General features: G+C 71.2%; 13 protein-coding genes and 2 tRNA genes. 14 read left to right on the top strand and 1 reads right to left on the bottom strand.

Annotated features, from left to right (window positions below):
* Nucleotides 1–47 precede the first annotated feature (47 nt).
* The 5 genes from proB (at nucleotide 48) to ACFYYB_RS10285 (ending at nucleotide 5,213) form a co-directional block, all read left to right on the top strand.
* Nucleotides 48–1,175, top strand: coding sequence for a glutamate 5-kinase (gene proB, locus ACFYYB_RS10305; protein WP_389434474.1), 1,128 nt, complete (start codon nucleotides 48–50; stop codon nucleotides 1,173–1,175).
* Between the two features lie 98 nt (nucleotides 1,176–1,273).
* Entirely contained in the window at nucleotides 1,274–1,672 is a 399-nt protein-coding gene (locus ACFYYB_RS10300) for a hypothetical protein (protein ID WP_327309446.1), read from the top strand.
* A 367-nt stretch (nucleotides 1,673–2,039) separates the two neighbouring features.
* The gene (locus ACFYYB_RS10295; protein ID WP_327306784.1) at nucleotides 2,040–3,317 is read left to right on the top strand and encodes a glutamate-5-semialdehyde dehydrogenase; all 1,278 of its coding nucleotides are present in this window, start codon (nucleotides 2,040–2,042) and stop codon (nucleotides 3,315–3,317) included.
* 77 nt (nucleotides 3,318–3,394) lie between these two features.
* The gene (locus ACFYYB_RS10290) at nucleotides 3,395–3,964 is read left to right on the top strand and encodes a hypothetical protein (RefSeq protein WP_389434471.1); all 570 of its coding nucleotides are present in this window, start codon (nucleotides 3,395–3,397) and stop codon (nucleotides 3,962–3,964) included.
* 67 nt (nucleotides 3,965–4,031) lie between these two features.
* Nucleotides 4,032–5,213, top strand: coding sequence for a hypothetical protein (locus ACFYYB_RS10285; RefSeq protein ID WP_389434469.1), 1,182 nt, complete (start codon nucleotides 4,032–4,034; stop codon nucleotides 5,211–5,213).
* Here the strand turns inward: ACFYYB_RS10285 and ACFYYB_RS10280 are convergent.
* Complete coding sequence (locus ACFYYB_RS10280; RefSeq protein WP_389434467.1) at nucleotides 5,197–6,324, bottom strand: M48 family metallopeptidase; 1,128 nt, start codon at nucleotides 6,322–6,324, stop codon at nucleotides 5,197–5,199. The two genes, ACFYYB_RS10285 and ACFYYB_RS10280, sit on opposite strands and share 17 nt — an antisense overlap.
* A gap of 141 nt (nucleotides 6,325–6,465) precedes the next feature.
* On the opposite strand from ACFYYB_RS10280, the gene ACFYYB_RS10275 reads away from it, so the two are divergent.
* The 9 genes from ACFYYB_RS10275 to leuS all read left to right on the top strand — a co-directional run bounded on the left by ACFYYB_RS10275 (nucleotide 6,466) and on the right by leuS (nucleotide 14,387).
* On the top strand, nucleotides 6,466–6,633 hold the full coding sequence (locus tag ACFYYB_RS10275; RefSeq protein WP_266877591.1) for a hypothetical protein: 168 nt from the start codon (nucleotides 6,466–6,468) through the stop codon (nucleotides 6,631–6,633).
* Nucleotides 6,634–6,722: 89 nt separating this feature from the next.
* Entirely contained in the window at nucleotides 6,723–7,340 is a 618-nt protein-coding gene (nadD, locus tag ACFYYB_RS10270; RefSeq protein WP_243334788.1) for a nicotinate-nucleotide adenylyltransferase, read from the top strand.
* 24 nt (nucleotides 7,341–7,364) lie between these two features.
* On the top strand, nucleotides 7,365–9,104 hold the full coding sequence (locus ACFYYB_RS10265; RefSeq protein WP_389434464.1) for a LytR C-terminal domain-containing protein: 1,740 nt from the start codon (nucleotides 7,365–7,367) through the stop codon (nucleotides 9,102–9,104).
* Between the two features lie 141 nt (nucleotides 9,105–9,245).
* Nucleotides 9,246–9,692 (top strand): ribosome silencing factor, encoded by a 447-nt coding sequence (gene rsfS, locus ACFYYB_RS10260; RefSeq protein ID WP_250739445.1) that lies wholly within the window; start codon nucleotides 9,246–9,248, stop codon nucleotides 9,690–9,692.
* Between the two features lie 32 nt (nucleotides 9,693–9,724).
* On the top strand, nucleotides 9,725–10,393 hold the full coding sequence (locus ACFYYB_RS10255) for a histidine phosphatase family protein (RefSeq protein ID WP_389434463.1): 669 nt from the start codon (nucleotides 9,725–9,727) through the stop codon (nucleotides 10,391–10,393).
* 112 nt (nucleotides 10,394–10,505) lie between these two features.
* A tRNA-Ala gene (locus tag ACFYYB_RS10250) sits at nucleotides 10,506–10,578 on the top strand.
* Between the two features lie 137 nt (nucleotides 10,579–10,715).
* Nucleotides 10,716–10,949, top strand: coding sequence for a hypothetical protein (locus ACFYYB_RS10245; protein ID WP_007264019.1), 234 nt, complete (start codon nucleotides 10,716–10,718; stop codon nucleotides 10,947–10,949).
* A gap of 177 nt (nucleotides 10,950–11,126) precedes the next feature.
* A tRNA-Ala gene (locus tag ACFYYB_RS10240) sits at nucleotides 11,127–11,199 on the top strand.
* A 314-nt stretch (nucleotides 11,200–11,513) separates the two neighbouring features.
* Entirely contained in the window at nucleotides 11,514–14,387 is a 2,874-nt protein-coding gene (gene leuS, locus ACFYYB_RS10235; protein WP_389434462.1) for a leucine--tRNA ligase, read from the top strand.
* Nucleotides 14,388–14,418 lie beyond the last annotated feature (31 nt).

Raw genomic sequence — 14,418 nt, 5'->3', positions numbered from 1 at the left:
ATTGGACGGGCAGGTTCACAGGTCGGGTCAAGGGGCAGGGGACAGAAGTGTCAGCGGCTAGGCAGGGTGTGCTCGACGCGCGCAGGATCGTGGTCAAGGTCGGCTCCTCCTCCCTGACCACGGCGGCCGGCGGACTCGACGCCGACCGGGTGGACGCGCTGGTCGACGTACTGGCCAAGGCGCGCAGCGGCGGCGAGAAGGAGATCGTCCTGGTCTCCAGCGGAGCCATCGCCGCCGGACTCTCCCCGCTCGGCCTGCGCCGCCGCCCCACCGACCTGGCCCGCCAGCAGGCTGCCGCGAGCGTCGGCCAAGGCCTCCTCGTCGCCCGCTACACGGCCTCCTTCGCGCGGTACGGCGTACGCGTCGGCCAGGTGCTGCTGACCACCGACGACACGAGCCGGCGCGCGCACTACCGCAACGCCTACCGGACCCTGGACCAGCTCCTGGCCATGGGGGCGCTGCCCGTCGTCAACGAGAACGACACCGTCGCCACCGACGAGATCCGCTTCGGCGACAACGACCGCCTCGCCGCGCTCGTGGCCCACCTGGTCCGCGCCGACCTCCTCGTCCTGCTCTCGGACGTGGACGGCCTCTACGACGGGGACCCGTCCCAGCCCGGCACCAGCCGCATCGACGAGGTGCGCGGCCCCGAGGACATCGCCCACGTCACCATCGGCAGCGTGGGCAAGGCCGGCGTCGGCACCGGCGGCATGGCCACCAAGGTCGAGGCGGCGCGCATCGCCGCCGCGGCCGGCATCCCGGTCGTCCTGACCTCGGCCAGCCAGGCCGCGGACGCCCTGGCCGGACGGGCGACCGGCACCCTCTTCCACTCCACCGGACGCCGCTCCACGGACCGGCTGCTCTGGCTCCAGCACGCTTCGACCCCCCAGGGACACCTCGTCCTGGACGACGGAGCCGTCCGCGCGGTGACCGAGCGCGGCAGTTCGCTGCTGCCCGCCGGGATCGCCGCGGTCGAGGGCGACTTCGTCGCCGGGGACCCCGTGGAACTGCGCTCGGCCGACGGCCGGGCGGTGGCGCGCGGCCTCGTCAACTTCGACGCCAAGGAGCTCCCGCAGCTCCTCGGCCGCTCCACCCGCGAGCTCGCCCGGGAACTCGGACCCGAGTACGAGCGGGAGGTCGTCCACCGCGACGATCTGGTCCTGCTGGAGGGCTGAGGTTTACGTAAAACCGCCGCGCGGTGGGCCGAGGACTGGTCAACTGTGAGGGGCGGACACGCGTAGCGCAGACAAGGAGGCGGCTGGTGAGACGAGCGCTGACCAGCGTCGGCACCGGGGACGGTGACGTCGGCGGGAGCGGGGAGGACCAGGACGCCTCGCGTCTTTGGCACATCACCCTGAGCGTCTCCGGGAAGCCCGCGCCGCTGTGCGACGTACGCCGCGGGCTGGAGCAGCTCGCCCATGACCACCCCTTCCTGCTGACCAGCCGCTACGCCGACGACCACGCCGAGATCCGCTACTGGGAGGAAGCCCGCGACCTCCACGACGCGGCGGCCGTGGCACTGCGGCTCTGGGGGGAACACCGGTCCTCGGCGAAGCTTCCGCCCTGGGAGATCGTCGGCCTCGAAGTCATCGACCGAGCCACCTACCACCAACGCGTGGCCGAAGGCTACGGCCCACCCCCGGCCCACCCGGTAGGCGTGCACCCCTACTGAACGCGCCGGGCGGAGCTGGGAGGGCCCTGCGGGGATGTCCCCTACCCACCCTTCGCCCGTTCCCCGGGGCTCCGCCCCGGACCCGTTGCCGCGTGCGGCGTCAGCCGAATCCAGCCCCTCCGGCGTTTGAGGAGCGGGGTCTGGGGCGGAGCCCCAGGGGTTTCGGGGTCCGGGCAGAGCCGGGGAACGGTGGAAGGGCGGGTAGGGGACCCAGCCCCGCAGGGCAGCCCACCCGCACCCGCCCACCGGGCGGAGCCCGGTGCAGCCCGGGCGAAGCCGGCGCAGCGGTGCGAGCTCCGCGGGAAGAAGGCGTCTCGCGGGGTGGGACCCCATCGGCCCAGGGCTGGGCGGGGATTACCCTGGCGGCATGACCTCGCTCGATGCCACGACCTCACCCGTGATCGCCACCGCGCAAGCCGCCCGGACCGCCGCCGCGGCCATCGCCCCGCTCCCGCGGTCCGCCAAGGACAAGGCCCTGCTGGCCATCGCGGACGCGCTGGAGGCCCGTACGGCCGAGATCGTCGAGGCCAACGCCGTCGACACGGCGAAGGCGGCCGCCGCCGGGACCAGCGAGACGGTCATCGACCGCCTCACCCTCACCCCCGACCGCATCGCGGCCATCGCCTCCGACGTCCGCGACGTCGCGGCCCTGCCCGACCCCGTCGGCGAGGTCGTCCGCGGCTCCACGCTCCCCAACGGCATCGACCTCCGCCAGATCCGCGTCCCGCTCGGCGTAGTCGGCATCATCTACGAGGCCCGCCCCAACGTCACCGTCGACGCCGCCGCCCTCTGCCTGAAGTCCGGCAACGCCGTCCTCCTGCGCGGCTCCTCCTCGGCCTACGCCTCCAACACCGCCCTCGTCGGCATCCTGCGCGATGCCATCGTCTCGGCCGGTCTCCCCGCCGACGCCATCCAGCTCGTACCCGGCGAGTCCCGCGACTCCGTCCGCGAGCTGATGCGCGCCCGCGGCCTCGTCGACGTCCTCATCCCGCGCGGCGGTGCCTCGCTCATCAAGACCGTGGTCGAGGAATCCATCGTCCCGGTCATCGAGACCGGTACCGGCAACTGCCACGTCTACGTGGACGCCCAGGCCGACCTGGCCATGGCCGTGGACATCCTCGTCAACTCCAAGGCCCAGCGCCCCTCCGTCTGCAACTCCGCGGAGACCCTGCTCGTCCACCGGGACATCGCCGACGCCTTCCTGCCCCTGGCCCTGGACGCGCTCGCCGACGCCGGGGTGACCGTCCACGGCGACGAGCGGGTGCTCGCGTACGCGGAGGACTCCAAGGTCACCGCGCTGGCCGCCACCGACGAGGACTGGGCCGCCGAGTACCTCTCGTACGACATCGCCGCGGGCGTCGTCGATTCCCTCGACGACGCCGTCGCCCACATCCGCCGCTGGACCTCCGGCCACACCGAGGCGATCGTCACCACCTCGCAGGCCGCCGCGCGCCTCTTCACCCAGCTGGTCGACTCGACCACGGTCGCTGTGAATGCGTCCACCCGGTTCACGGACGGTGGTCAGTTCGGCTTCGGCGCGGAGATCGGGATCTCCACGCAGAAGCTGCACGCCCGGGGCCCGATGGGGCTTCCCGAGCTCACCTCCACCAAGTACATCGTCACCGGGGACGGTCACGTACGGTAGTCGAGCTCTGAACACGGTGTGGCCGGATTTCGGCCTACACCCTGCCCAAAGGTGTCCCTCAGGTCTACGCTGGTCTCGTGCCGGACGACGTGGGGGGCAAGCCGTTCCCGGACGACGGGACCCCCGAAGAACATGCAGACGACCGCGGAGGCGCGGACAAGGACTTCGCCTCCGTGGTGTTCGACGAGGACTTCGTCCGGAACGCCGAGATCCGTGAACCGAGCGCCGCAGAGCGCCAGCGGGCCGGTGACCGGGCGCGCGCCGAGGCGGCCGAGGCCGCCCGCGCGGCCTTCGCCGGCGGCTGGACGGGCGACGAGGACTACGACGCGTACGCCTACGGCGGCGCCGACGGCTATCACTCCGAGGACTCCGGCTGGGACCACGGCCACGGAGCCGGTTCCGGGGAAGGCCCGTACGGTGCCTACGGCGGCAGCCTGCGCCCCTACCGCGGCCGTTCTCCGTGGCTGCGCCCGGTCGCCTGGGTGCTCGCCTTCGTGATGGGCCTCGGCATGATCGCGCTCGCCTTCAGCGCCGTGTACCGCAGCGCGGCGAGCGACACGGAGCCGGCTCCGGCCCCCGCCAGCACTCCGATGGGTGAAGTCGCCGGCGCCGGAGCGTTTATGGACCGCGTCAGCCGCCAACCCTGAAGGTACGACCCCGCTCCCCATCGCCGGAGCGGGGGCTTCTCTGGAGCGGGGACAGCGGGGAGAAGCGATGGCCATGCCAGGAGATCCGCCGAACGGTACCCCCGAGGGTGCCGGCGGGGCCGACGACGAGTTCCGGGCCGACGAGTACCGGTCGGTGGTGTTCGACGAGGACTTCGTCCGGGCTGCCCGGCTCCAGGAGTTCTCCGCGCAGGAGCGCATGGGCGAGCACGCCCGCGCCGTACGGAGCCGCTCGATCTGGTCGAGCGGCACGAGCCATCCGGGACCCCGCAGCGGCTCCGGCGGGGCGGCCCGGCAGGGCCGGATCATCGTGCTGTGCATCACTCTGGCGCTCGCCGGCGCCGTCTACATGGGACTGCGCAACCCCTACGTGCCGCCCGCCGGGGACCCGGCCGAGGCGATGAGCAGCACCGTCGTCCCGCTCGCACCCTCCGAGCCCGTGCCGGGCGGCCGGCCCGCCGACCTGTACGCGCACAGTCCGGCGGCGCAGTACCGCATCGGGGCGGCCGGGATCACCTTCCCCGGCGTACGCCGTACCCGCCACTTCAGCGAGGAGCAGGTCCAGGCCGCGCTGACCATCGCCAAGGACTACCTGGTGCAGTCCTCGCTGGACCCCGACGTGCTGTCGGGCGAGGCCTCCCGGCCGGTGCGCGTCCTGCTCGACCCCGACCAGCTGACGCAGTTCGACCAGAGCATGCTCGCGCCGTCCGGCAACGGGCGGCACGCCGTCACCGGCTGGCTGGTCCGCTTCGACCCGGCCACCGCGGTGGTGGCCGACACCCGGGTCCGGGTCAGCGGGGTCCTCGCCGCCTCGGAGGTGGCCCCGAACGCGCTGGAGGTGACCTCCGACCACACCTTCGTCTACGCCGTGCGCCCCGCCACCGGCCAGCGGGCCGCGGCGGACGGGGCCTCGCTCTTCACCGTCCGCCGCGAGCTGCGGCTGCGCTTCGACCGCGACGACCTCACGGCCCGCCGGGCGGAGCTCGTCTCGGCCTATGTGATGGCGGGCCCGCAGGCCTGCTCCGCCGACCCGGCCGGAGGCTTCCGCCCGCTGACGGCCGGCGCCGGGCCGACCACCACCGGCCCGGCCGCGACCGACCCGTACGCCAGTGGCAGTCCGCGCCGCACGGCCGGGCTGTGCGGGATGCTCGCGCCGGCGGAGAAACCGACGGAGACACCGGCGGAGAAACCGGCGGCCACCCCGGGGGAGGGCGTCAGCCCTGCTCCGTAGCCCCGCCCTTGCCGGTGTCCTTGCCGGTGCCCCGGTCCTCGCCGCTGCCGCTGCCGCTGCCGCTGCCGCCCGAGCCCGCAGCGCCGCCCGCGGCGCCCGTGAACCGGTCCCGCAGCTTGCCGCCGAGGTCCGCCGTACCGCCGGCGATGTCGCCGACCAGCTTCATCAGCGGGTCCTTGCTCGTGCGCACCGTGTCGGCGTAGTGCGAGGCGGACTGCCGGAAGGAGTCGGTCACCGAGGTGTCCTTGTCGTCCTCGCGCCGCGGATAGTGGCCGTCCATGATCCGCTGGTGGTCCCGGTTCTGCGACCACTTCTTCAGCTCGGCCGCCCGCACCGTCGTGAAGGGGTGCGTCCGGGGCAGCAGGTTGAGGATCTTCAGCACGGAGTCGCGCAGATCGCCGCCCTGCTCGTACTCCTCGGCCTGGGCGAGGAAGGCGTCGACATTCATCTCGTGGAGGTGGTTGCCGCCCGCGAGCTTCATCAGCCCGCGCATCGAGGCGTGCACGTCCTGCCCCACCAGCAGCCCCGCGCGGTCCGCGGACAGCTCCGACTTGCGGAACCATTCCCGCAGCGCCGTCACGAGCCCCATGATCGCCACATTGCCCAGCGGGATCCACGCGACCTTGAGCGCCAGGGTCGTCAGGAACAGCAGGATCGTGCGGTACACGGCGTGCCCCGACAGGGCGTGGCCCACCTCGTGGCCCACCACCGCCCGCATCTCCTCCTCGTCGAGGAGCTCGACGAGGGCCGTGGTGACCACGATGATCGGCTCGTCCAGCCCGATGCACATGGCATTGGGCTTCGGGTCCTGCTGTACGTACATCTGCGGGACCTTCTCCAGGTCCAGGATGTAGCAGGCGTCCAGGAGCATCGCGTGCAGGTGCGGGAACTGCGTCTCGCCCACCCGGACGGAGTCCGACAGGAAGAGAAGGCGCAGACTGCGCTCGGGCAACAGCCCGCTCAGCGCCTTGAAGACCGTGTCGAAGCCGGTCAGCTTGCGCAGGGCCACGAGCGCGGACCGGTCCGCCGGATGCTCGTACGCCCGTGAGGAAATACCGGGGAACCTCTTTCGGTCCCGCGCCGGTGCCTTGTCGAAGCCCGTCCCTGTCATAGCGCCCTCCCCGTTGATGTGTGCGGCCGCCCGCCCGTCTATCCTCTCCAACGCCTGAGTCGACGTGAGCGTGCCCCAGGCCCCCGCATACGATGTGAGCGAAATCTCCGTCCGCTCCCCGACTCGATAGGTACCTGCCTGATGAGCCTCGCCTCCACCGCCCACAACCTGGTCGTCCTCGCCTCCGAGGGAGCCGAGAAGCACGGCGGCAACCACGACAGCCTGAGCCCGTACCTGACCGGTGGCGCCGCCTTCGGCATCCTGCTGCTGATGCTGTGGGTCACCACGCGCCTGAACCGGGACCGCTGAAGCCTCGAAACCCCCGATCACTCGGTACACCGAGTACGAGCCCGTAGGCGGGTCCCTGCCGCGTCACCGGGCCAGTAGGCTCTGCGCTCATGGGAGAGCAGGAAATGCCTACCGGCCCGGTCAAGCGCAGGCTCGGCGTGATGGGCGGGACATTCGACCCGATCCACCACGGACACCTGGTGGCCGCTAGTGAGGTGGCCGCGCTGTTCCACCTCGACGAGGTGATGTTCGTACCGACCGGCGAGCCGTGGCAGAAGTCGCAGCGGGCCGTGTCGTCCGCCGAGGACCGGTATCTGATGACGGTCATCGCGACCGCCTCGAACCCGCAGTTCTCGGTGAGCCGCATCGACATCGACCGCGGCGGCCCGACTTACACGATCGATACCCTGAGGGACCTGAGCGCCCTCAACGACGACGCCGACCTCTTCTTCATCACCGGCGCCGACGCCCTCGCGCAGATCCTGACCTGGCGGAACGCCGAGGAGCTCTTCGCCCTCGCGCACTTCATCGGCGTCACCCGGCCGGGCCACGTGCTCACCGACGACGGACTGCCCGAGGGAGGCGTCTCCCTCGTGGAGGTTCCGGCGCTGGCCATTTCGTCCACGGACTGCCGTGCACGCGTGGCCAAGGGGGATCCTGTCTGGTACCTCGTGCCCGACGGCGTGGTCCGTTACATCGACAAGCGTGAGCTGTACCGGGGAGCCTGAGCTTCCGGAGAGAGGGGCCCCGCGGTGAACGACCGACACGAGCCGTACGACCCGTATGCCGGCCAGGAGCAGCAGCTCGTCGGCTACGACGTGTACGGGCGGCCGGTGTACGGCCAGGTGCCCGCGCAGCCCGCCCCCGACCCGGCGCCCCCCTACGAGCAGCAACAGCAGCAGCAGTACGAGCAGGGCTACGGCTACGACTACCAGGGCTACGGCGGCCAGCAGGCCCCGCAGCCCCAGCAGCCGGCCCCGCAGTACTACCCGCAGCAGCCGCAGCAGCAGTACCCGCAGGCCTCCCAGGCCCCGCAGTACGGGTACGACACCCAGGGCGTCCCGCAGTACGACACCCAGGCCACCCAGCAGTGGATCCCGCAGCAGGCCACCCCCGAGGCCCCGCCGCAGGCGCCCGTGCGGGCTCCCGAGCCCGAGCCGGAGTCCCGTCCCGCCGCGCAGGTCCCGGAGCCGCGCCGGGCCGAGGGGCCGGGCGCGCAGGAGCAGGGGCCCTCGTACCGCACCGAGCAGTTCGCCTTCATCGATCAGGAGGACGAGGAGTCCGAGGACGTCATCGACTGGCTCGCCTTCACCGAGAGCCGGACCGAGCGCCGCGAGGAGGCCCGCCGACGCGGGCGCAACCGGGTGGTGGCGCTGATCGTCGTGCTGGCCCTCTTCGTCGTCGCGGGCCTCGGCTACCTCTGGTACGCGGGCAAGCTGCCGTTCCTGGAGGCCCCCGGCAAGGCGTCGACCGGCGCGACCGCCTCGGGTCCGCAGAAGCGCGACATGATCGTCGTGCACCTGCACAACACCCGGAAGGGCGGTACCTCCACGGCGCTGCTCGTCGACAACGTGACCACCAAGCAGGGCGCCACCGTCCTGGTGCCGAACACCCTGAACGTCTCCAAGGACGACGGCACCACCGCCCAGCTGGGCAAGGCCGTCGCGGACGGGGGCCTGGGCGTACGGGAATCCCTCGACTCGGTCTTCGGCACCCGCATCGGCGGCACCTGGCGCCTGGACACCCCCTTCCTGGAGACCTTCGTCGACCTGGTCAGCGGCATCGAGGTCGACACCGACGTCGCCGTCCCGGCGGACGACGCGGCGAAGGTGCCCGCCGTCGGCAAGGGCCCGAAGCAGAGCCTCAGCGGGGCCATGGCCGTCGCGTACGCCACGTACCGGGCGCCGGGCGAGCCGGAGGCCAAGCAGCTGGACCGGCTCGGCAAGGTTCTGCTGGGCCTGCTGCGCAAGGTGCCGAGCGATCCCAAGTCGGCGGCGATGACGGTGGAGACCACCGGGCAGATCCTGGACCCGGCGCTGAACGCGCAGACGCTGGGCGCGCTGCTCGCCAAGCTCGGCGAGCACGCCAAGGTGGGCGCGTACCGCACCGACCTGCTCGGGGTGAAGCCGGACGGCGGCCTCACGGACGACGCCAACAAGAAGGTCGTCAAGGAGGTCCTCGGCGGCTCCGTCACCGAGGCCCCGGCCGGGGCCCTGCCGCGGGTCGGCCTGAAGGACGCGACCGGCGACGACAAGACGAACACGGCGGCGAAGGCGGCCCTGCTCAACGGCGGCTACACCCTGGTGGACGGCGGCAAGGCCGACAAGACGGTGCCCACGTCGCAGATCACGTACCAGGACGACGCCCAGCGGGACAAGGCGATCGAGGTCGCCAAGACGCTGGGACTGCCCGAGACGGCCGTGAAGAAGGCCGAGAACGCGGTGAACGCGGACATCGTGGTGACGCTGGGCAAGGATTACAAACCGTCCTGACCCCTCCCGAGGCCTACTGCCGCCTACGGCGGCGGGGCCCGTCGGGTACGGCTCCGCCCGCGCGGCACGCTGCGCGCGGGCGGTGTCGGCGGTACATGAGACCCTTGTAAGGATCTGCCCGCCAACCCGAAAGCATGGCCAGTGACCGCCACGGACCGCTCCATCGAGCTCATCACCGCCGCCGCCCAGGCCGCGGCCGACCGGCTCGCGCACGACATCATCGCGTACGACGTCAGCGACGTGCTGTCGATCACCGATGCCTTCCTGCTCGCTTCGGCGCCCAACGACCGCCAGGTCAAGTCGATCGTCGACGAGATCGAGGAGAAGCTCCTGAAGGAGCTGGGCGCCAAGCCGGTGCGCCGCGAAGGCGACCGCGACGCCCGCTGGATTCTGCTCGACTACATCGACATCGTCGTCCACGTGCAGCACAGCGAGGAGCGCGTCTTCTACGCGCTGGAGCGCCTGTGGAAGGACTGCCCCGAGATCGACCTCCCCGAGGACGCCAAGCTCACCAAGGGCAAGGCCGAGGAGCACGCCGCGCTGCGCGCCGCGCAGGGCGACGACGAACTGGACGGTGATCTGTTCTGAGCGCGACCCACGACGGCACGACCGGTGACGGCATGACCGGTGGCGGTACGACCAGTGGCAACAGCCGGACCAGCCGCAAGATCGTCTTGTGGCGGCACGGCCAGACCTCGTGGAACCTGGAGCGCCGCTTCCAGGGCTCCACGGACATCGAGCTGACCGAGGCCGGTGTGGCGCAGGCGCGCCGTGCCGCCCGGCTGCTCGCCTCGCTGAAGCCCGACGCCATCATCGCCTCGGACCTGATGCGCGCCGCCGCCACGGCTGCCGAGCTGGCAGCCGTCACGGGTCTGGCGGTGACGCACGACGAGGCGCTGCGCGAGACGTACGCCGGCGAATGGCAGGGCCTCACGCACGACGAGATCCTGGACAAGTACGGCGACCAGTACGCGGCGTGGAAGCGCGGCGAGGCGGTCCGCCGCGGTGGCGGCGAGCTGGAGACCGAGGTCGCCGACCGGGCCGCGCCGGTGGTGCTGGAGCACGCCGACCGACTGCCCCCGGGCGGCACGCTCGTGGTGGTCAGCCACGGCGGCACCATCCGTACGACGATCGGCCGCCTGCTGGGCCTGGACTCGTACTACTGGGAGGGCCTCGGCGGGCTCTCCAACTGCTGCTGGTCCGTGCTCGGCGAGGGCGCGCGCGGCTGGCGGCTGATGGAACACAACGCCGGCACGCTGCCCGAACCGGTGCTCGGCGACGACGACTGAGCCCACCTCGGAGCGGCTCCCACCCGGATTTCACTTTCCGGCTGGTCACAGGCTAGAGTTCTTCTTGTTCGCAGCGCAGAACACCGGAAACGGGGGGAGCGTCGCGGAGAGCGGGGCTATAGCTCAGTTGGTAGAGCGCCTGCATGGCATGCAGGAGGTCTGGAGTTCAATTCTCCATAGCTCCACAATCAAGATCCCGTCCCCAACAGGGGGCGGGATCTTTGCTTTTGTCCACAGCTGCCCGAGCGGGCACCGGCATGGCAGAATCGGACGGCCGGAGGGGGGACGACGACGGCCCGACGCGGGAGGGAGTCGCTGACGGATGGGTGCACACCGGCGGCGGTGCGACTGGTGCAACAACGGCACGCCGATCGTGCGGGACATGGAGCCGGTCAACCCCGACTACCAGTACTGGTGCGAGGAATGCGCACGGGCGCTGATCATAAAAGGCGACCCGATCGAGACCTACCGCGAGCTGGAGGGCGAGCCGATCTACGGGCGGCTGCTCGACGAGCACTGCACGCTCAAGCGGTTCTACCAGTTCGCCCGTGCGTGACGCGGGGACGTGCGAGGCGTCGGGAGCCGGGAGTCGGGTCATGTGACGAACTGCCACGAAACGGACATGGCCCGGGGCTCGCGGAAACCGATTTTTGGAGCAGGGCCATCACCGTGTAATGTTTGGGATGTCGCCAAGGGGAACCGGAAACGGGCCAGGAAGCGGCAGGCAAGACGAGGGGCTATAGCTCAGTTGGTAGAGCGCCTGCATGGCATGCAGGAGGTCTGGAGTTCAATTCTCCATAGCTCCACAGTGAAGAAGCGGGCCACCGGAAACGGTGGCCCGCTTCTCGTTGTGCCCCGTGTTGCGCGCCGTCGTGCCCCGTTGTGCGTCGACCGGGCGCGTCCACCGGGTGCGTCCACCGGCCGGAAGGGCAGAGCACCGCTGGGGGCCGCTGCGGTACCCTGACGCCATGCGTGCCGTACGCCTTCTGCTTACCGAGCCGCGCTGAACAGTTCCGACCCCACGAAGCGGTCGGCCCGGCGCGGCGCCCCCTCCTGTGCGAGGGGTTTTTTCGTTTGGGCAGCAGAACCGGCAGAGACGATCGATGGAGCTTCAGGAATCATGAGCGAGACGAACACCCCGGCCCCCGAGGCGGCCGAGGCGCACCGTTACACGGCTGCCATGGCCGCCGACATCGAGGCACGCTGGCAGGACGTATGGGACGCGCGGGGCACCTACGAGGCCCCCAACCCGACCGGTGACCTGGCCGGCGACGCGGAGATCGTGGCGCGCCCCAAGAAGTTCATCATGGACATGTTCCCGTACCCCTCGGGCGCGGGTCTGCACGTCGGCCACCCGCTCGGGTACATCGCCACCGACGTCTTCGCCCGTCACCAGCGGATGACCGGCCACAACGTCCTGCACACCCTGGGCTTCGACGCCTTCGGCCTGCCGGCCGAGCAGTACGCCGTGCAGACCGGTACGCACCCGCGCGTGTCGACCGAGGCGAACATCGAGAACATGAAGGTCCAGCTGCGCCGGCTGGGCCTGGGCCACGACAAGCGCCGGTCGTTCGCGACGATCGACCCGGACTACTACAAGTGGACCCAGTGGATCTTCCTGCAGATCTACAACTCCTGGTACGACGCGGACGCCGCGAAGGCCCGGCCCATCGCCGAGCTGGTCGCCTCCTTCGAGGACGGCTCCCGCGAGCTGCCCGGCGGAGCCTCCTGGGCCGCGCTGAGCGCGGGTGAGCGCGCCGACGTGCTGAACGGGTACCGGCTGGCGTACGCCTCGGACGCGCCCGTCAACTGGTGCCCCGGGCTGGGCACCGTACTGGCCAACGAGGAAGTCACCGCCGACGGCCGGTCCGAGCGCGGCAACTTCCCCGTCTTCAAGTCCAAGCTGAGCCAGTGGAACATGCGGATCACGGCCTACGCCGACCGCCTGATCGACGACCTGGACGCGCTGGACTGGCCCGAGGCCATCAAGCTGCAGCAGCGCAACTGGATCGGCCGCAGCGAGGGCGCGCGCGTGGACTTCGCGGTCGGCGACGGAGAGGCCATCACGGTCTTCACCACCCGCCCCGACACGCTGTTCGGCGCCACCTACATGGTGCTGGCCCCCGAGCACGAGCTGGTCGGGAAGATCGTCCCGGCCGAGTGGCCCGAGGGCACCCACCAGCTGTGGACCGGCGGCAACGCGACCCCCGCCGAGGCCGTGGACTCGTACCGCAAGCAGGCCGCCGCGAAGTCGGACGTCGAGCGGCAGGCCGAGGCCAAGGACAAGACCGGCGTCTTCACCGGCGCCTACGCGACCAACCCGGTCAGCGGCGACCTGGTCCCCGTCTTCATCGCGGACTACGTGCTGATGGGCTACGGCACCGGCGCGATCATGGCCGTCCCGGCGCACGACGGCCGCGACTTCGAGTTCGCGCGCGCCTTCGAGCTGCCGATGCGCTGCGTCGTCCAGCCCACGGACGACCGCGACGCCGACCCGCTGGAGTGGGAGGGCGCGTTCACCTCGTACGACGGCACGATCGTCAACTCGACGGGCGAGGGCATCACGCTGGACGGTCTGGGCGTGGTCGAGGCCAAGGCCGCGATCACCGACTGGCTGGCCGGGCGCGGCATCGGCGAGGGAACCGTCAACTTCCGGCTGCGCGACTGGCTGTTCAGCCGCCAGCGCTACTGGGGCGAGCCCTTCCCGATCGTCTACGACGAGGACGGCGTCGCCTACCCGCTGCCCGAGTCGATGCTGCCCCTGGAGCTGCCGGAGGTCGAGGACTACTCTCCGCGCACCTTCGCGCCCGACGACGCGGCCTCCCAGCCGGAGACCCCGCTGTCGCGCAACCAGGAGTGGGTCAACGTCGAGCTGGACCTGGGCGACGGGCGCGGGGTGCGCGCGTTCCGGCGCGAGACCAACACCATGCCGAACTGGGCCGGCTCCTGCTGGTACGAGCTGCGCTACCTGGACCCGAACAACTCCGAGGCGCTGGTCGACCCGGCGATCGAGCAGTACTGGATGGGCCCGCGCGAGGGGCAGCCGCACGGCGGCGTCGACCTGTACGTGGGCGGCGCCGAGCACGCGGTGCTGCACCTGCTGTACGCGCGCTTCTGGTCCAAGGTGCTGTTCGACCTGGGGCACGTCTCCTCGGTGGAGCCGTTCCACAAGCTGTTCAACCAGGGCATGATCCAGGCGTACGCGTACACCGACTCGCGCGGTGTGTACGTCCCGGCGGCCGAGGTCGAGGAGCGCGACGGCGGCTACTTCTACCAGGGCGAGCCGGTCAAGCGTGAGCACGGCAAGATGGGCAAGTCCCTGAAGAACGCCGTCACGCCGGACGAGATCTGCGAGGAGTACGGCGCGGACACCCTGCGCCTGTACGAGATGGCGATGGGCCCCCTGGACGTCTCGCGTCCCTGGGACACCCGCGCCGTCGTCGGCCAGTACCGGCTGCTGCAGCGCCTGTGGCGCAACGTGGTGGACGAGGAGACGGGCGCCGTGACGGTCGTCGACGCGGAGCCGGACGAGGCCACCCTGCGCGCGCTGCACAAGGCGATCGACGGGGTCGGCGGCGATATGACCGGGCTGCGGTTCAACACCGCCATCGCGAAGATCACCGAGCTGAACAACACCCTGACGAAGGCGGGCCGGCCGCTGGAGCGCTCGGTCGCGGAGCGGCTGGTGCTGCTGGTGGCCCCGCTGGCGCCGCACATCGCCGAGGAGCTGTGGCAGCGCCTGGGCCACGGCGAGTCGGTCGTCCACCAGGACTTCCCGGTCGCGGACCCGGCGTACGTCGTGGACGAGAGCGTCACGTGCGTCGTCCAGATCAAGGGCAAGGTCAAGGCCCGTCTGGAGGTCTCTCCGGCGATCTCCGACGCCGAGCTGGAGCAGCTGGCGCTGGCCGACGAGGCGGTCGTGGCGGCGCTGGGCGGGGCGGAGATCCGCAAGGTGATCGTGCGCGCGCCGAAGCTGGTGAACATCGTCGTCTGACGTCTGACGTCTGAGGTCTGACGCGTCTCGG

The organism is Streptomyces sp. NPDC002886 (assembly GCF_042888445.1).
Lineage (GTDB): Bacteria > Actinomycetota > Actinomycetes > Streptomycetales > Streptomycetaceae > Streptomyces.
Note: the sequence above shows the minus strand (reverse complement) of the source record. Positions and strands in the feature narration are given on the sequence as shown.

Coding starts and splice junctions, on each gene's coding strand:
- leuS (WP_389434462.1), top strand. CDS start 11,514: ATGAGCGAGACGAACACCCCGGCCCCCGAGGCGGCCGAGGCGCACCGT.
- ACFYYB_RS10295 (WP_327306784.1), top strand. CDS start 2,040: ATGACCTCGCTCGATGCCACGACCTCACCCGTGATCGCCACCGCGCAA.
- ACFYYB_RS10255 (WP_389434463.1), top strand. CDS start 9,725: ATGACCGGTGGCGGTACGACCAGTGGCAACAGCCGGACCAGCCGCAAG.
- nadD (WP_243334788.1), top strand. CDS start 6,723: ATGGGAGAGCAGGAAATGCCTACCGGCCCGGTCAAGCGCAGGCTCGGC.
- ACFYYB_RS10275 (WP_266877591.1), top strand. CDS start 6,466: ATGAGCCTCGCCTCCACCGCCCACAACCTGGTCGTCCTCGCCTCCGAG.
- ACFYYB_RS10285 (WP_389434469.1), top strand. CDS start 4,032: ATGGCCATGCCAGGAGATCCGCCGAACGGTACCCCCGAGGGTGCCGGC.
- ACFYYB_RS10245 (WP_007264019.1), top strand. CDS start 10,716: ATGGGTGCACACCGGCGGCGGTGCGACTGGTGCAACAACGGCACGCCG.
- ACFYYB_RS10280 (WP_389434467.1), bottom strand. CDS start 6,324: ATGACAGGGACGGGCTTCGACAAGGCACCGGCGCGGGACCGAAAGAGG.